This is a genomic window from Enterococcus sp. AZ194, assembly GCF_051713825.1.
Taxonomy (GTDB): Bacteria; Bacillota; Bacilli; order Lactobacillales; family Enterococcaceae; genus Enterococcus_K.
Genome location: NZ_JBIOQR010000001.1, coordinates 983,084 through 1,000,997, shown reverse-complemented (window position 1 = coordinate 1,000,997; position 17,914 = coordinate 983,084). Strand labels below are relative to the sequence as shown.

General features: G+C 38.4%; 12 protein-coding genes and 1 pseudogene. 6 read left to right on the top strand and 7 right to left on the bottom strand.

Annotated features, from left to right (window positions below; translation table 11 throughout):
- Positions 1 to 106: 106 nt before the first annotated feature.
- From IGI37_RS04720 to IGI37_RS04710, 3 genes and pseudogenes are all read left to right on the top strand, one after another.
- Positions 107 to 979 (top strand): annotated as a pseudogene (locus tag IGI37_RS04720) (TFIIB-type zinc ribbon-containing protein); the annotation flags it as partial.
- Entirely contained in the window at positions 976 to 1,806 is an 831-nt protein-coding gene (locus IGI37_RS04715) for a TPM domain-containing protein (RefSeq protein ID WP_438760284.1), read from the top strand. The pseudogene IGI37_RS04720 and the gene IGI37_RS04715, both read left to right, overlap by 4 nt.
- Before the next feature lie 267 nt (positions 1,807 to 2,073).
- Positions 2,074 to 2,751 (top strand): Fic family protein, encoded by a 678-nt coding sequence (locus tag IGI37_RS04710; RefSeq protein ID WP_438760283.1) that lies wholly within the window; start codon positions 2,074 to 2,076, stop codon positions 2,749 to 2,751.
- 309 nt (positions 2,752 to 3,060) lie between these two features.
- Here IGI37_RS04710 and IGI37_RS04705 read toward each other — a convergent pair whose 3' ends face one another.
- Together IGI37_RS04705 and IGI37_RS04700 are read right to left on the bottom strand one after the other, a co-directional pair.
- A complete protein-coding gene (locus IGI37_RS04705; RefSeq protein WP_438760282.1) occupies positions 3,061 to 4,845 on the bottom strand; it encodes an ABC transporter ATP-binding protein in 1,785 nt (594 codons plus the stop codon).
- The gene (locus tag IGI37_RS04700) at positions 4,846 to 6,588 is read right to left on the bottom strand and encodes an ABC transporter ATP-binding protein (RefSeq protein WP_438760281.1); all 1,743 of its coding nucleotides are present in this window, start codon (positions 6,586 to 6,588) and stop codon (positions 4,846 to 4,848) included.
- Between the two features lie 152 nt (positions 6,589 to 6,740).
- On the opposite strand from IGI37_RS04700, the gene IGI37_RS04695 reads away from it, so the two are divergent.
- Positions 6,741 to 7,565 (top strand): AraC family transcriptional regulator, encoded by an 825-nt coding sequence (locus tag IGI37_RS04695; protein WP_438760280.1) that lies wholly within the window; start codon positions 6,741 to 6,743, stop codon positions 7,563 to 7,565.
- A gap of 564 nt (positions 7,566 to 8,129) precedes the next feature.
- Here IGI37_RS04695 and araA read toward each other — a convergent pair.
- The 5 genes from araA to IGI37_RS04670 all read right to left on the bottom strand — a co-directional run bounded on the left by araA (position 8,130) and on the right by IGI37_RS04670 (position 14,156).
- Positions 8,130 to 9,554 carry an L-arabinose isomerase gene (gene araA / locus IGI37_RS04690; protein WP_438760279.1) on the bottom strand — a complete coding sequence of 475 codons (1,425 nt, stop codon included), beginning with the start codon at positions 9,552 to 9,554 and terminating at the stop codon, positions 8,130 to 8,132.
- A 69-nt stretch (positions 9,555 to 9,623) separates the two neighbouring features.
- The gene (locus IGI37_RS04685; protein ID WP_438760277.1) at positions 9,624 to 10,319 is read right to left on the bottom strand and encodes an L-ribulose-5-phosphate 4-epimerase; all 696 of its coding nucleotides are present in this window, start codon (positions 10,317 to 10,319) and stop codon (positions 9,624 to 9,626) included.
- A gap of 14 nt (positions 10,320 to 10,333) precedes the next feature.
- Entirely contained in the window at positions 10,334 to 11,950 is a 1,617-nt protein-coding gene (locus tag IGI37_RS04680; RefSeq protein WP_438760275.1) for a xylulokinase, read from the bottom strand.
- Positions 11,951 to 12,088: 138 nt separating this feature from the next.
- Positions 12,089 to 13,171 carry a GntR family transcriptional regulator gene (locus IGI37_RS04675; RefSeq protein WP_438760274.1) on the bottom strand — a complete coding sequence of 361 codons (1,083 nt, stop codon included), beginning with the start codon at positions 13,169 to 13,171 and terminating at the stop codon, positions 12,089 to 12,091.
- A 178-nt stretch (positions 13,172 to 13,349) separates the two neighbouring features.
- Positions 13,350 to 14,156 carry an AraC family transcriptional regulator gene (locus IGI37_RS04670; protein ID WP_438760273.1) on the bottom strand — a complete coding sequence of 269 codons (807 nt, stop codon included), beginning with the start codon at positions 14,154 to 14,156 and terminating at the stop codon, positions 13,350 to 13,352.
- 135 nt (positions 14,157 to 14,291) lie between these two features.
- Between IGI37_RS04670 and IGI37_RS04665 the strand changes: the two genes are divergently transcribed.
- Both IGI37_RS04665 and IGI37_RS04660 read left to right on the top strand, forming a co-directional pair.
- Positions 14,292 to 16,445: a glycoside hydrolase family 3 N-terminal domain-containing protein gene (locus IGI37_RS04665; RefSeq protein WP_438760271.1), complete on the top strand. Its 2,154-nt coding sequence runs from the start codon at positions 14,292 to 14,294 to the stop codon at positions 16,443 to 16,445.
- The gene (locus IGI37_RS04660) at positions 16,445 to 17,851 is read left to right on the top strand and encodes a PTS transporter subunit EIIC (protein ID WP_438760270.1); all 1,407 of its coding nucleotides are present in this window, start codon (positions 16,445 to 16,447) and stop codon (positions 17,849 to 17,851) included. The genes IGI37_RS04665 and IGI37_RS04660 overlap by 1 nt, the downstream gene beginning before the upstream one ends.
- Positions 17,852 to 17,914 lie beyond the last annotated feature (63 nt).

Here is a 17,914-nt window from a genome sequence, read left to right as displayed (position 1 = left end):
AGAATCAACCGCCGACAAAGCTGCTGAAACGACATCAAACCAGACAGAACAAACCACTCAGTCTGAAGAATTTACCCAGTCAAAAGAGTCGACAACTTCTTCTACGATGGAACTCTTTTTATGTCCGAGCTGTGGTGCTGAGATTGTCACTGATGCAACAACTGCTGCAACTTATTGTTATTATTGCCATAATCCAGTGGTCTTATCCGGACGCTTAAGTGGCGAGTTTTTACCTGAAAAGGTTCTGCCCTTCGCTGTAGAAAAAGAAGAGGCCGTCGAACAGTTTTTAGCTTGGACGAAGAAAAAATGGTTTATTCCAAAAGACTTCTTTGACAAGAGTCAAATTGATAAATTAACAGGCGTCTATTTCCCTTACTGGACGGTTAATGCCAAAATTTCTGGTCAACTATCAGCGAATGCGACAGCTATCCGAGTTTGGCGTATTGGCGATATAGAATATACCGAAACCAAACAATTCCGTGTCTTTCGTAAGGGGCTACTCTCTTTCAAAGAATTACTGAAGAATGCCCTCTCCAAAAATACACAACAAAAGATGGTTGAACAGGTCCAGCCTTTCCCATTAGACAAGGCTGTCGATTTCAAAAGTCAATATTTAGCTGGTTTCCAAGCAGAAAAACGCGATATTGAATATGGAGCTATTCGAGATTCTGTCAGAAATGAACTTGAGGATTATTCAGAGGATTTGTTAAGAGAAACCGCTTCTGGTTATGCTACTCTGACAGGTGTCAACACAGATATTGCCATCAATGAAGAAAACAATCACTATGTTCTCTTGCCTGTTTGGCTAGTGACTTATCGCGGAGATAGTCAGGGGAAAACCTATTACTACGCCATGAATGGGCAAACCGGAAAAGTCAGTGGTGTCCTTCCTATGAGTTACAAACGACTAGGCCTTGCGACAGCCGGACTATTCGGCTTACTAACAATTCTCTTTCTGTTAGGAGGCTACTTCATATGAGAAAAAAAGTATACACAAATAACAAACATTTTCTACTTGCCCTTATCGGTCTTCTGTTTGTCTGTTTTGCTTTTTCTACTACTGGGTTGGCTGAAACAGTCACAGTAGATGACCGTGCGGGCCTTTTCTCGGAGGAGCAGATTCAGACGATTGAACAAAAAGCTCATTCACTGGATGAAACCATCAAAGGTCGAATCTTCATTGTCACCACTGCTGAGTATGTGGGAGATCAAGAAGAATTCTCTGATAAGTATCTATTAGATACGATTGGGGCAGACAATAATGGCGCAGTTCTGTTATTAGATATGTACGATCGTGAACTGTATGTCTCTACCTCAGGAAATATGATTGATTATGTCACCAATTCTAGAAAAGAAGACATGTTAGATGCCATTCAAGAGGATATGAAACGCGCAAGTTACTTTGACGCAACACAGACTTACCTTTCCAATTTAACAAAATTTGTTGAGAAAGGTGTTCCTGGAGGTCATTATCGAATCGACCGTGATACTGGGAAAATTACTCGTTACAAAGTGCTTACCGCTACGGAAGCGACGATTGGTGTGTTGGCAGCGCTCATTCTCAGCATTGTTTTTTTTGTATTAATCAAATTAAAATATCAGTTAAAATTTGGCACGTACAAATATCCGTACAGAGATAAATCTTCTTTACAGCTAACTGATCGTGACGACACACTAGTTAATTCCTTTGTTACTACTCGCAGAATCCCCAAACCAAGCAACAACGGGGGTGGCGGAGGCGGTGGTGGAAGCACCACTCATTCCTCTGGCGGCGGCACATTCGGTGGTGGCGGAAGAAGCTTCTAAGCTGCAACTTAAGTCGTTGGATAAAATGATTTTAGACTCAAAAGGATGCTGAAGGCTAGATGAAGCTAATAGATAGTTCAGGTTTTAGGTTTGACGATACTGATATTTTTTATCTTTTGCTGAAAAAGAACTTCTTGAAAGAGCTTCGAAACGTTTATCATCGGGTAATAAAAGATCAACATTTAAAATTTCTGTTAAATTCTTAAAAAGAAGAAAAGGCCATTCGCAATTTGCTAATTTCACAGGATTTTAAAAGGAGGACCATTCATGGCAATCACACAAAACTATTTAGATGATGTATTAATTAGAATGGCTTATCATTCTAGTGCCATAGAAGGAAACACAATAACGCTTGCTGAAACAGTTTCAATTATTTTAGAAGATACCATTATTGCACCAGAAAAAGGAATTAAACTGCGTGAATTTTATGAGGTAGCAAATCATAAACAGGCGTTTGATTATATTATCAGTACTTTAAATAATGATGCGCCTTTTTCTGAACGAGTAATAAAGAAAATACATGAATTGCTATTAGATCGCATTCAATTTGATAAAGGACAATATAAATCAACTCAAAATGCCATTGTAGGAGCTACTTTTGAAACTGCTAAACCTCATGAAGTACCTAATCTTATATTACAATGGGTTGAAAATACAATTTATAGACTAGAGATGGCCCAAAATATAGATGACGCTGCCGAAGTGTTAGCAGATAGTCACATTCAATTTGAACGTATTCATCCGTTTAGTGATGGTAACGGGCGGACTGGTAGAATGATCAGTATTTTCCTAGCTCTTAAATATGACTGTGCCCCCATCGTTGTTAAGGTTGATGACAGAGCTTTATACATTACTTTACTATCTAGAGAAGATACAGATGGTTTGGCTAAACTTTTTAAAGAATCTATGGCATTTGAAGCCGAAAGAATGCTTAAATTTTCTTAATGCATAGACTGTTTAATACAAAGAAGATGATGTACTAAAAATACCAATATAACAGCATTCCTAGCACATCATAAACGCTCTATACTTTATGATGTTGGTGATAAATCACTGCTATCTTTTTTGTAAAAACTAGAACAGCTTCTTCGATACTTTAGATTTGAACCTTGTTTTATAAAAGAATACTCAAAAAAGTCTTACTCACTCTTTAGAATGTTGAGTTCTTGCTAGATAAACACAAGAACCCAACTCCATAGAGCAGTAAGACTTTTTTGTTTTTCAAACCATTCAAGCTATCAGCAAAACTGACGCTTATTCTGTGACTTGAAGTAAATCATATTGCGATTGATATAAGTGGTGATACAGCCCTCTTTGAGCCATCAACTCATCATGTGTTCCCGCTTCAGCAATTCGTCCACCTTCGACATAGAAGATTTGTGAGCTATTTTTAATCGTCGACAAACGGTGAGCGATGATAAAGGACGTCCGACCTTTTAGAAGCTGTTGCAGCCCTTCTTGCAATAATTCTTCTGTTTTGGTATCAATACTTGATGTCGCTTCATCCAAAATCAAAATCTTCGGATTGGCTAACAAGGCTCTTGCAAAAGAAATCAATTGTCGTTGGCCAGCAGATAAGGTACTTCCTCGCTCTTCAACCACTGTATTGTAGCCATCTTTTAAGTCTTTAATAAACTCATGCGCACGAACAACTTTAGCGGCCTCAATGACTTCTTCTTCAGTCGCATCTAATTTTCCGTAACGAATATTATCTAAAATTGTGCCAGAAAAGACAAATGTATCTTGAAGCATGACACCCATTTGTGTTCTCAGTGAAGCTAAGGTCACAGAACGAACATCATGACCATCCACTTTGACACTTCCTTCATTCACATCATAAAAACGGCTCAACAAATTAATGATTGTGGTTTTCCCCGCACCAGTCGGTCCAACCAACGCAATACTTTGTCCTTGATCAATATGGAAGCTAACCTCGTTTAAAATATTTTTGCCTTCTTCATAACGGAAAGTTACATCCTCAAAATCAACCATTCCTTGAATCGGTGGCAACGTATCCGCACCTGGTTCATCCTGGATATCAGGCACTTCATCCATCGTTTCAAAAATACGTTCCAAGTAAGCCGTTGCTGTAATCAGTGAATTATAGAAATTCCCGATGTTGATAACAGGATTCCAAAAGTTATTAATATACCCAATAAAAGCAATCAACGTCCCTGTTGTCACATCAACACCAAACTGGCGAATCCCAACAAAATAAATCAAACAAGTCGTCATAACCGAAATATTTTGAACACCCGGCCATAATAGGAATTGAACCTTGACGGCTTTCATCCAAGAAGAACGATACTCTTCACTGACTTCATTAAAAATTTGATAATTCTCTTCTTCACGAGCAAATGATTGCGTAATCTTTATCCCTGAAATACTTTCATGAATATAGGCATTCATATTGGATTGTTTATTACTCAACACTTGATAGGCTTTTCGCTGTTTCGTTTTGATGACCATGACCATCGCAAACAAGACTGGCAACAATAACATACTGTAAAGTGTCAACTTAACATCAATCATGAGCATAAAGATCAGCGTAATAATTACGTTAAAAATGTCCGAAATCAAGTTGATTAAACCATTACTTAATAAATCGCTCAGCGTATTGATGTAATTTACTACACGAATTAAGATCTTCCCATGGGGGCGGTTATCAAAATAAGAAAACGGCAAACGTTGCAAATGTTCAAAAATTGAATACCGCATATCTTTTAGGATATCTTGACCAATCTCAGTAATTGCATAAATTCTGTAACGCATACACCAACCAATAATAAAGAGTGAAAGTAAGAAAACAGCACTCAATTGCATCAATAACGTTAAATTACCATTTGGAATGACATCATCAATCGCAATTTTTGTAAAGTAAGGGCCAAGCATCCCCGCAATATTCGCTAATATAATAACAAACAAAGCTTTTAAAATAGGGGCTTTATAAGGTTTTACATACTGCACTAAACGTTTGTAGTGAGACCAGTTAAACTCCTGTTCTAATTCCTCATCGACGTCAAATTTATTACGTGCCATTTAGTTCACCTCCCCATTCTCTAACCCAAGTTGTTTCTGATAAACTTCGTAATATAGGCCTTTTTTTGCGACTAGTTCTCTATGCGTTCCTTGCTCAACTACGTGACCCTTCTCCATCATCAAAATTAAATCCGCGTCACGCACAGATGAAATTCTGTGGGCAATAATAAAGGTCGTTTTTTCTTCTGTTAACGAAGTTAATTCTCGTTGAATTTTTGATTCGGTTTCCATGTCGACTGCTGAAGTCGTATCATCTAAAATCAAGATAGAGGGATCTTTTGTTAATGCACGAGCAAGAGAAATTCGTTGTTTTTGCCCGCCAGAAAGTCCGACACCACGTTCGCCAACAATCGTGGCATATCCTTCTGGCATCCGTGAAATAAATTCATGGGCATCTGCAATTTGAGCCATTCGTTGCACATATCCTTCATCTGCGAATGGGTTTCCAAAAGCAATGTTGTCTTCAATTGTATTAGAAAATAAGAAAACATCCTGCATAACCATTGAAATATTTTCTCGTAGCTGACGAACTGGATAGTCCTTAACGTTTTTCCCGTCAATTAGGACCTCTCCAGCTGTCGCATCGTAAAAACGACCTACTAAATTGACTAAAGTCGTCTTCCCTGAACCAGTCTCTCCTAAAATCCCAATCGTTTGTCCTGGGTGAATCTTAAATGAAACATCATTTAAGACTTGTGTATGTGGATCATCAGAGAAGTGGAAAGAAACATGTTTAAATTCCACAAACCCTTTGACTCTATCATCTGTTTCTTTTAAAACAACCGGAATCTGTGGTTCTGTGTTTAGCATTTGACGAATCTTAATGCAGGCAGCTGAGAACCGTTGCACATCATTAATTAACCAACCACTCATACGCATTGGCTGATTCAACATCCACAAGAAACCATTGAAGGCAATCAAATCACCTAATGTCATTTTCCCTTGAACCACGAATAATCCACCTAAAACTAAAGCAATCAAGTTCAAGCTACCAGCTAATCCATCCAACCAAGGAAGATATTTTCGAGAAATTTTTGCTGAGGCCATATTTTTTGCCTTATAATCTTCATTGTGTTCGTTAAATTTTTGAATTTCAAACTCTTCACGCGCAAAGGCCTTGACTACCCGATTTCCACCAATATTTTCTTCAACCATCGAGTTTAAGCGTGAGAAGCTTTCACGAATTTCAAAAAAGATTGGATGGGCTTCTTTTGACATTCTTTGTGTTAAAATGAAAATAAATGGCGTTACAGCGACTAAAGCTAACATCAGCTGCCAATTGATTGTTGCCATAACAACTACTGCGGTCACAAACCATAGGACGCATTCTAAAATATTATAAACCACCCATGAAACAAAATGGCGTATTGCATCCGTATCTCCCGTCATTCGTGCCATAATATCTCCAACACGCGTGTGGTTAAAGAAGTCAAAATCCAGTTCCTGTAACTTCTTATACATATCCTGACGCAATTCAAATAAAGTATTTTGCCCAACCCGTTCAAACAGCAGTTGATACAAATAACGAATCACCGTTCGAAACAATGTAATCCCTATCATCAAAGCCAAAAATGGGATTAATAATCCTGCCTGATTGTTGTCAATTACCTTATCGACAATCTCCCCTGTAATTAATGGATTAATAACAATTAAAATCGCATTTACAAGTAAGAAAATAATGGCTAAAATTGCTTTTCCTGAATATTTTTTTGCGTATTGCCAAATCCATTGATAATTACTCATTTTTCATCCCTCCTACAATAAAAAACAGTACTTTCTGATTTGTATTTATCAAATCGTGTACTAGCTTACCTTCAATTTAAGTGAAAAGAAATGGTCATTCTTACTTGTTTTGATGTACAATATTAGTAGAGAATAAGAAAGGGCTTCTGACTATGAGCTATACAAATTCACAAATTTTTAACCCAGAAATTATTTATGCCTTCGATCCATGGAATCAGTCAGGAAATGAAGGCAATATTCACCATCATGATTTTTTAGAAATTAGTATCGTTTTGGAAGGGGAAGTCGAGTATACCATTGGGGAGCGCACGACACGTATTGGTGCTGGTCGAATCATGCTTTTTAATCCTGGGGTCAGACATGGTGAACGCCAACCAGAAAATACTTACTCACATCAGCTACATATTGGCTTATCCAATATCTCTTTAGATGGATTGACGAGAAATCATTTTCCAAACAAAGAAGCCTTGCTTGATTTAGGTGAATATCAATGTGCGTTTTTAGATAAAGCTTGGCGCTTAACCAAAGAATATAATGAGGAAAAGCCAGAATTTCAGTTGATGGTCAAAGCCTTAATCATCGAAATGCTCGTGTTAATTTTGCGTAGTCTTCAAAACGAACAAGGCAGTACCGTCACGGTTGAACTATCTAAAACTGCTAAACGAAAACAAAATATCGTCAATCACGCCATCTACTATCTAGAAAATCATCACAATCAAGAGATTACGCTAGAACAGTTAGCTGAGATTTTGTATGTCAGTCCGACCCATCTGTCCAAAATATTCAAAGAATCAACAGGAATGAGTCCGATAAATTATCTCATCCAAGTCCGTCTAAAACATGCTAAGGAACTCTTAAAAAACGATCAGTTAACGATTCGAGATGTGGCACAAGCAGTCGGTTATCAAGATGCTTATCATTTTAGTAAGCTCTTCAAAAAATATTATGGCGTCTCGCCTTCTCAAATTGAGGTGTAAGAACAAAATCCCTAGGAAGTCAAAATACCCTATACACGTATAGACACGTTTACAGGGTATTTTGACTCCATTGCGATTTCTTTGGCTAAGCCAACTGATATTTAGTCACAATCATTTCATTAAGCAAATTTCCTTCGTACTTATTAATAAGGAGGCAATAGAATGTTAAAAAAACTCGTACCGCTCCTATACTTTATTTTATGTATTTATATTATTTGGTTTGCCCCCATTGATACCAATATAAGAAATTTCCTTATACTTCTTTTGATATTGGTTTTATTTCTTTACAGAAAAATAGAAAAACCAAAATGAATTCGTTGCTCTGCGTAGAACAACCTCCTCAGATTAAGCAGCCCATAAAGAAAGTGGTCGGCCCTAGAAAACTGATTTGGTTACAGACGCACAATAAGTATAAAAATGATACATGACCGTTTTTATCTTAATTTTTGGTTACAGAAAATCAACATTTATCCTAGATAACAACAAAACAGAGGATGGGCCATAACTTTGGCTATGCCCTATCCTCTGTTTTGATTTCACAAAGTATTCATTTACATCGGTCGTTTATTTAATCAATGCAACTTCCAATCCAACTAACTTCGCCCAAGTTAAAATTTGATCCGTCGTTAATGACAAGGAAACCACAGTATGGTGACCGCCGCCCGCTTCAATCCATGCTTGGACCCCTTCATGGAAGTTTGGTTTGACCTCCCAAAGGATGCGCGCAACTGGAAGGTTTGGTGCTTCTTCTGTTGGCTCAAAACAAGACACTTCATTGACTAATAATTTGTAGTGCGTGCCAAAATCTGCCATTGAAACCACGACACCATCTCCTGATTTCCCATCAAAAACCAAACGCGCTGGGTCTTCTCTATCACCCATTGATAAAGGAGAAACGACAACTCTTGGTTTTGTATGCGCTAGAGTTGGATCAACCTCCATCATATGTGATTGCAGGATTGCTTCTTTGCCAGCCGCTAACTCATAAGTATAATCTTCCATAAAGCCAGTCTCTGAATTACGCGCCATGACTTTTAACAACCGGTCAATCGCCGCTGTTTTCCAATCTCCCTCGCCAGCAAAACCGTAGCCTTCAGCCATCAAACGTTGAACAGCTAAGCCTGGCAATTGTTGCATCCCATATAAATCTTCAAAATTGGTGGTGAAAGCTGTATAACCACCCGCTTCTAAGAAACGACGCAAGCCAATCTCTTGTTTCGCTTGAACTTTGACATGGGCTTCCCACGTTTTTTCATCATAGTCGCCATACTCAAACGTATAGAGCTCTTTGTACTCAGCAAATGTCTTTTCGACTTCTTCGTCACTAACCGCATCAATAATCGCCACTAAATCGCCGATACCAAAATAGTCAACCGTCCAACCAAATTGAATCTGTGCCTCTACTTTATCGCCTTCAGTGACTGCGACATTCCGCATATTATCCCCAAAGCGTGCGACTTTAATATCAAAGCTTTCATTATAAGCCACCGCAACATCCATCCAATCTGCAATTTGTTGCTGCACTTCCGGACGTTCCCAGTAACCGACAACAATTTTATTTTGTTTGTTCAGACGCGCGTTAATAAAGCCATACTCACGATCTCCATGAGCAGATTGATTCAAATTCATGAAATCCATATCAATGGTTTTCCATGGAATACTTTCATTATATTGTGTAGCCAAATGAAGTAACGGTTTTTGAAGAAGCTTAGTGCCGCGTATCCACATTTTAGCAGGTGAGAAGGTATGCATCCAGGTAATTACACCGGCAACTTCTTCTCGATAGTTGACTTCTTTCATAATTTTTGTAATGGTATCCGCCGTTACCGCCAATTCTTGAAGAACAATTGGATACGGCAAGCTGCCACTCTCATTTAAGCTTGCGACTAATTTTTCAGCATGACTTTTGACTTCTTGTAAGGCTTCTTCTCCGTATAAATGTTGTGACCCTACAACAAACCAAAATTCTTTTTTTCCTGTTTCTAACATACGATTCTCTCCTCGTTTATCAATTTTTTTTGCTACGCCATTCATCGTCAAATTTTTATTTGGGATTATCTACTTTTGACCGTAATACGCATCTTTCCCATGTTTTCTTAAATAATGTTTGTCTAAGACACGTTGTGGTAATTCTTGTGCATAAGCGTTCAACTGTCGTGCCACATAGTTTGTTTGACAAACTTCATCTAATACGACTGCATTCATGACTGCATCGCTTGGCGTTTTGCCCCAAGTGAATGGGCCATGTCCGTGTAAAAGAACTCCAGGAATTTCTAGTGGTTGGATGCCTCTCTCTTTAAACGTTTCCACAATCACATGGCCTGTTTCAGCTTCATATCCTCGATCAATTTCTTCTTGAGTTAAGAAACGTGCACAAGGTACTGTCCCATAAAACGTATCTGCATGCGTTGTCCCCATGGCCGGAACATCCAAACCAGACTGAGCCCAAGCCGTTGCCCAAGTCGAATGGGTATGCACGATTCCACCGATCTCAGGAAATTTTTGATACAAAACCGCATGTGTTGGTGTATCAGAAGAAGGATTTAATTCCCCTTCCACGACGTTTCCTGCCAGATCACAAACGACCATATCACTAGCCTTCATATTGTCATAGCTGACGCCACTTGGTTTAATAACAAAAAGTCCTTTTTCTCGGTCAATCCCACTGACGTTTCCCCATGTATATTTGATTAATCCTTGTTTTGGAAGTTCAAGATTGGCTTGAAAAACTTCTTCCTTTAATTGTTCTAACATCCTTGACACTCCTTTCAATTTAGAAACTCTACTGCTGCTTGCTCAATGGCTAATCCTTTTTTGTAACGTTCGATAAACTGTTCAAAACCGGCAATCTCTTTTTCATCAGGTGCAATCTCGCTCCCTGATTCTCCATGAAATACCTCATGCATTAAATACTCTGCAAGTGATTGTGTTGGCTCTTTCCTTTGTACAAATGCCGCTAATAAGGCAATCCCCCACGCACCACCTTCGCCCGCCGTTTCCATCACAGAGACAGGGGAATTCATTGCGGATGCCATGACTTTTTGCCCAACCTCTTTTGTTTTAAACAATCCGCCATGACCAAATATCTTATCAATTTGAACTTGTTCTTCTTTGTTTAATATATCCATGCCAATTTTTAAAGCGCCCAATGCAGAAAAGAGGTGTGTTCTCATGAAGTTGGCCAAGGTAAATCGACTATCGGGCGTCCGAACAAATAAAGGTCGCCCTTCCTTCAAGACAGTAATGTTTTCCCCCGAGTAATAACCATAAGATAACAAACCACCACCATCTTGGTCTCCTTTTAAAGCCTGATTAAATAACATTTCAAACAGATGATTCATGTCAACAGTCATCCCCATAGCTTCCATAAATTCTGCAAACAGTTTGACCCAAGCGTTAATATCTGAGGAACAGTTATTTGCATGAACCATGGCCACTGCTTCTCCTGAAGGCGTCGTTACCAAATCAATTTCTGGATGAACATTTTTTAATTGATTTTCTAACACAATCATGGCAAAAACAGACGTACCTGCTGAGACATTCCCCGTCCGTTTGGCTACGCTATTTGTTGCGACCATTCCCGTTCCAGCATCCCCTTCTGGCGGACAAACCTTCATTCCTGCCTCCAAAGAGCCGGAGATATCTAAGCGTTTTGCTCCTTCCTCTGTTAAATACCCAGCCTGTTCACCGGCTAATAACACAGTCGGTAAGATGTCTGTTAACCGCCAAGGAAACGTTTGAGCGCCAATCTTTTCTTCGAACTGTGCCATCATTTTCTGGTCATAATCAGCTCCCACTTCACTAATCGGAAACATCCCAGAAGCATCCCCCACGCCAAGGACTTTTTCACCAGTTAACTGCCAATGAATATACCCTGCGAGAGTCGTGAAATAATCAATCTGTGGCACATGCGCTTCTTTGTTTAAAATAGCTTGATATAAGTGTGCGATACTCCAACGCTGTGGAATGTTAAATTGAAAGATCTCCGTCAATTCTTTTTCCGCTTGTTCAGTCATCGCATTTCGCCATGTCCGAAACGGCACTAATAAGTTCCCTTCCTTATCAAAAACCATGTACCCATGCATCATGGCACTAATTCCTAATGAGCCGATTTTTGTCAATAAAAGGTCATATGTTGCAAAAACTTCTGCTGCCATTTCTCGATAGCTCGCTTGAAGTCCCTGCCAGATTTCCTCCAAACTATACGTCCAAATGCCCTCAACTAACTGGTTTTCCCATTCAAAACTGCCCGAAGCAATCGGCTGATGTCTGGAGTCAATCAAAACCGCTTTTATCCGGGTAGAACCTAGCTCAATCCCTAACGCCGTCCGACAATTCCGGATATCATCAATTATCTGCGTCTGTTTTTGTTCTGTCTTCGCCACGTTCATTCCTCCTCCATCGTCTATTCAAACAAAAAAATTCTTTTTGCCAAAAGCGATTTTGTTATCGCTTTCTACAAAAAGAATTATAGAATATTTGTCCGTACATGTCAAACTTGATTCCAAAATTGTCCGTATAAATTAACGAGTAATCGTCCGAACAGAATCTCTTAGCACTAGCTGCGGTTCATAATAGATATTCCCTTTATTTTCACCTAATTCAATCGCTTGAATAATCCAATTGGCGGCCTCAACACCCATCTTTTCTTTTGGATGAGTCACGGTGGATAGCGCCACGTCACCAATCAAACTTAAGTAGGAGTCATCCTCGCCAATAATCGAAAAATCCTCAGGCACACGGTAACCTTTTTTATTTATTTCTTGAACCATTCGATTGGCAATCTCATCGTTGTAACAGACAATCCCTGTTGGCCGCTCCTCTTCATTTAACATCGCTTCAAATACTTCTTTTGCCACACTTTCCTTGGTTTCTGTAGTATAGGTAAATAAGCTCTCGGCACGTAACGACAACCGATTTTTTTCATGTGCCTTGATAAAACCCTTCATTCGATATTTTCCTTGCAAGTCATCAATCTTCGTAATCAACGCAAGATTTTTATGTCCCTGACTCACCAGATGTTCTGTAGCAATTAACCCAGCCTTCGTATCATTCACGCAAATGTGAGGTATATCTAGCTCCTCATAATAAGCATTAATCATAACAATGGGTACATTCCGTTCTTTAAACGAAAGATACAACGCGAGATTTGGATTAAACTGATTACTTTTTGTTGGCTCAACAATCAGCCCTTGAACCCCTTGTTCCAGCATTCTTTCCAAACACTCTTTCTCCTGTATCGGATCATTATTGGTACTGGCTAACAACAATGAATAGCCGTTTTCTCGCAGTTCTTGTTCAATCCCACGAATAATTGAAGGAAAAATATAATCAGATAGGTAGGTTGTAATTACCCCAATTGTTTTTTTCCCTGTTGTTCGCACCGACGTTTGAAAGGCATCGTCCACATATGTTCCTGAGCCTTTTTCTTTGCGCAAATACCCGTCATTGACCAATAAAGCAATCGCCTGACGAACGGTATGGCGACTCACCCCATAATCTTTTTGCAGCTGTAACTCAGGCGGAATCACTGTCCCCACAGGATAGTCATTACTTAATATTTTCGAACGAATCTCATCCGCAATTTGTTGGTATTTAGACTTCATTTTCTAAGCTCCTTAAAAGTTGTACGTACATTTAGTATAGACGGTTTTGATAAGACACTCAAGTGGGAACTGATTTACGTTAATCATTCACGTGAACTATCTCTGTGAAAATTCCCAAAAATAATTCATTACTAACAAGTTGATTGCAAAAATAGCATTAACTTATTAAAAATTACCTCTATTGATTAATCGAAGTATATTTTTTTCTCAACTGTTTCGGCGACATTCCCGTATGCTTAAGTAAGTAATTGGTAAAATAACTGGGTGTCTTAAAGCCAGCAGAATAAGCAATTTCTGTTATTGAGTCATTCGTAAAAATCAGCATTTTTTTGATGTGACTAACTTTAGTTTCGTCAATATAACTAAGAATTGTTTTTCCCGTTTCTTTCTTAAACACTTTCATCAAATAAGGTTTACTAACGCCCATCCTAGTAACAAGATCATCGATTCTAACCTCTCGCCAATTTGTTTGAATATATGCTAGACACTCTGATACATAGACATTATGGACATTAAACTCTTTTTGAAAAGCTTTTGCCTCTGGATGAAAAAAAGCAAGTAAAATATAAACTAACTTGTTTAATTGGTAGTCAAAGAAATAATTGGAAATATCATTTTGATTGATACGTTCATTGAAAATATCCTCGATAATTGGTGCTAGCTGTTTGGTGACTCTTCCTTCAGATATTGGTGGTATCCTCTTTTTTGCAATCTCTTCAAACAGTCTATCCTCGATATAAAAACGAAGAGCATAACACGAGTAGGGTAAAACACCTTGTGTTGTCTGTCCAGGGTATCTAAAAATCAAATCGCCTTTCTTAATTGAGTAATATTGATCGTCAATATACATTCCTCCACGACTCTCTGTAATTACCTCTATCTCATAACAATCTACTAAACGATGTTCTATAGGTTCACAAACGTAATTTTCTACGGGTCTACTGAAGAAATAACTATCAATTATTTTTAATTTTTTTGGATCCACAACATCCCTCCTAGGTTGCTATTTTGTAAAAAAAAGTAATCATATATAAAGAAACCGATTCCATTGACTGATATGATAAGTATGAATCTAGCTAGTTCACCTTAGTATATTATAAAAAAACTGGATGTGAAAGTATTGAAAGTTACATCAGAAATTTCTGAAGAAGTCTTTATCAAAGATTTGTTATCAAAAATGACGATTGAAGAAAAGATTGGTCAAATGAATCAAGTAGGAACATCAATCTACGGGGGCAAAGAAGAACACTATGAACAATTAGTACGTACGAGCTCAGTGGGTTCCTTTTTATCGATAAAAGAAATTGAAAAGGCAAATAGCTTACAACATATAGCGGTTAATGAAACGCGCCTGGGAATTCCTTTATTATTCGCAGAAGATGTCGTTCATGGATTTTTGACGACCTTCCCTATCCCTCTAGCAGAATCTTGTACATGGAATACAGAATTGCTAAAAAGATCAGCTGAAATAGCGGCCGAAGAAGCTTCTGCTGCCGGTATTCATTGGACATTCGCACCAATGATTGACGTCAGTCGCGATGCTCGTTGGGGGCGTGTAGCAGAATCTTTTGGGGAAGATCCTTATCTTACATCTGAATTTGGTGCAGCGAAAGTAACAGGCTTTCAAGGGCCAGATACTGATGGAAGGATAGACCCTAACCATCTACTTGCATGTGCCAAACACTTCGTCGGTTACTCTGAGGCCGAGGCGGGTAGAGACTATAACACTGCGGATATTTCCTGGTACAAGCTTGCCAATATCTATTTACCTCCTTTTAAGCGATTAATAGATGAAAAAGTTCTATCAATTATGAGTAGTTTTAACCTACTAAATGGAATCCCCGCGACAACAAATAAAACTCTTTTAGTGACTACACTTCGTGAAAAACTTTTTTTTTCTGGTCTACTTATCTCTGACTGGAATGCTCTGAAAGAAACAATCACTCATGGTTTCTCTAGAGATTACGAAGATGCGGTAAAGAAAGCCATTGACTGTCAATTAGACGTAGATATGTCTTCTCTACTTTATATAACTTCTCTAAAAGAGCTGGTAGAGCAGCATATCGTTGATGAAATTCTTTTAGACAAGGCTGTCTATCGAGTACTCTCACTAAAATTTAGACTAGGCTTATTTGATAATCCTTATCGCTCTTCTACTGACAACTATAACAATATAATAAAAAGAAGAGATGAATTTCGTAAAACAGCTTTACAAATTGCTGAAGAATCAATCGTTTTATTAAAAAACGAGCAGCTTCTTCCACTAAAAAAAGAGGATCGCGTCGGATATGCAGGGATTTTTCTCGATGATCAAGAGAGCATGCTAGATACTTGGTCATGTATGGGGGATGCCTCGGAGATTACTTCAATTGCAAAAGCCGTCTCAACTAAAAATAATAAAAATTACTTTCTATTACCAGATGCTTATAGTGAATTTGAAAAAACTAAAACGTTAGGCAGTCAAACGAATAAACAGCTAACTCAATTGGATAAAATCGTTTTGGTTTTAGGAGAAAAAGCTACGGACTCTGGTGAAGCAAAATCAAAAGCCATGCTAAGTCTTGACGAGACTCAAATTAAGTTTATCAAAGCCATCTCAGCTATCAATCCAAATATTATCGTCGTCTTGATGAATGGACGTCCGCTAGTTCTTGCAGATATTTTACCTCACACTAAATCACTCGTTGAGGCATGGCACTTGGGCTGTGAAGCTGGCACTGCTATTTTAAATATCCTCGAAGGAACCGTCAACCCTGCAGGAAAACTGACGATGACTTTTCCTCGTCATGAAGGCCAATTGCCAATTTACTATAGTCATTACCGTACTGGACGGCCTTATCAAATTGACAAATTCAATACGACTAGATATATTGACCTGTCTAATGAACCGGAATTCCCTTTCGGATTTGGACTAAGTTATACTAGTTTTTTAATAGATAATTTGACAGTCAACCATCTCAAAAAAAATCATTGGTGCGTTTCAGTCGATGTAACCAACACTGGTAGCACTGCAGGCCAAGAAGTCGTTCAATTATATATTGGCGCACACTATGGCACTTACGCTCGGCCAATCAAAGAGTTAAAAAATTTCAAAAAAATCCAGCTAAATTCGCAGGAAAAAAAGACCGTCCGTTTCCAAATCAATCGCGACACCTTCATTTATTACGATGAATTATTGAATCAAATCTTTGATGCAGGTGACTATTCAATCATGATTGGAAATAGTTCTCGTATAGAACCAAAAAATAGTTTAAGAATTGAGGTTGAAAAGTAATGAATTATCAAAATGAAGCAGAAGAAATTATTAAAGGCGTGGGTGGTAAAGAAAATATTGCCGCATTAACGCATTGTGTGACTCGGTTACGTTTTGTTCTACATGATGAAAAAAAAGCAAATCAAGAATTACTTGAAAGCTTGGAAGACGTTAAGGGAACCTTCAGAGCAAACGGGCAATATCAAGTGGTAATTGGGCCAAATGTTACGCAAGTTTATGACATGGTTATTGAACAATCTGGTCTAGCATCGCTGTCAAAACAAGAGGTTAAAGATATTGCAGCGGAAGTTCATTTAAATCCGTTACAACGTGTAATCAAAATTTTAGGGGATGTTTTTGTCCCTATTTTACCCGCCATTGTTACTGCAGGTTTACTTATGGGTTTAAATAATTTACTAACTAATCCGGGAATATTTTTTGCTAAATCCGTCATTGAAACATTTCCAGCTATTGCAGATTTATCAAGTATGATAAACACGATTGCAAATACCTCTTTTCAATTTTTACCGGCATTAATTACTTGGTCGACAGTTAAGTACTTCAAGGGAAGCCCCTTATTGGGAATTGTTTTAGGGTTAGTTTTTGTTCACCCTGACTTAATGAATGCTTGGAATTATGGTCAAGCTTTAACTTCCGGCGACATTCCTCACTGGACAATATTAGGCTTCTCCATTACAAAAATGGGCCTACAAGCACAGGTACTCCCTGCGTTAGTCTCAGGTTATGTTTTAGCAAAAATGGAGATTGGCTTACGCAAACGTGTTCCTGAAACAATCCAGTTATTGGTCGTTGCTCCAGTTACCATTCTAATCACCAGTATTCTGACTTTTGTATTAATTGCTCCTGTGACCATTTTCATTGGAAATACAGTTGTTGGTGGGATTGTTTGGCTGTTTAACCACGTGCCTTTTTTAGGCGGTATCGCTTATGGTACTGGACTAGCACCCTTAGTGGTAACAGGGATGCACCATGCGTTCTTACCAATCCATATTCAACTAATGGCTAACGGCGGTGACTACATTTGGCCAATTGGCGTAATGTCTAGCCTGGCTCAAGGTTCAGCTGCAATCGCGATGAACTTCTTAATTAAAGACAAAAAGTTAAAAGGTGTGGGGTTAGCGGCTGGTTTATCGGCCTATATGGGAATCACCGAGCCGGCAATGTTTGGTATCAACTTAAAATACAAATTCCCATTTGTATTTGCTATCTTAACTTCAGGATTAATTGGTGGTTTTATGGCAACGCAACATGTCATTGCAACCTCGGTTGGGATCAGTGGGCTTCCAGGTTTCTTATCCATTCCATTAGAATTTTGGCCAACATTTTTCATCTGTATGGCCTTAAGTTGTGTGATTTCTTTCTCTTCAACTTATTTTTATGGAAAAATTAAAAATCCGACATTATAGACACGCTCTTTTTCGTACTATAAAATTTCCACTCCAAAAATGACAAACAGACTACCCACACAA

What these genes read in the sequence shown, in the direction of transcription:
- araA (WP_438760279.1), bottom strand. Translation starts at nt 9,554, where the DNA reads ATGTTAGAAACAGGAAAAAAAGAATTTTGGTTTGTTGTAGGGTCACAA.
- IGI37_RS04660 (WP_438760270.1), top strand. Translation starts at nt 16,445, where the DNA reads ATGAATTATCAAAATGAAGCAGAAGAAATTATTAAAGGCGTGGGTGGT.
- IGI37_RS04715 (WP_438760284.1), top strand. Translation starts at nt 976, where the DNA reads ATGAGAAAAAAAGTATACACAAATAACAAACATTTTCTACTTGCCCTT.
- IGI37_RS04675 (WP_438760274.1), bottom strand. Translation starts at nt 13,171, where the DNA reads ATGAAGTCTAAATACCAACAAATTGCGGATGAGATTCGTTCGAAAATA.
- IGI37_RS04685 (WP_438760277.1), bottom strand. Translation starts at nt 10,319, where the DNA reads ATGTTAGAACAATTAAAGGAAGAAGTTTTTCAAGCCAATCTTGAACTT.
- IGI37_RS04695 (WP_438760280.1), top strand. Translation starts at nt 6,741, where the DNA reads ATGAGCTATACAAATTCACAAATTTTTAACCCAGAAATTATTTATGCC.
- IGI37_RS04710 (WP_438760283.1), top strand. Translation starts at nt 2,074, where the DNA reads ATGGCAATCACACAAAACTATTTAGATGATGTATTAATTAGAATGGCT.
- IGI37_RS04700 (WP_438760281.1), bottom strand. Translation starts at nt 6,588, where the DNA reads ATGAGTAATTATCAATGGATTTGGCAATACGCAAAAAAATATTCAGGA.
- IGI37_RS04705 (WP_438760282.1), bottom strand. Translation starts at nt 4,845, where the DNA reads ATGGCACGTAATAAATTTGACGTCGATGAGGAATTAGAACAGGAGTTT.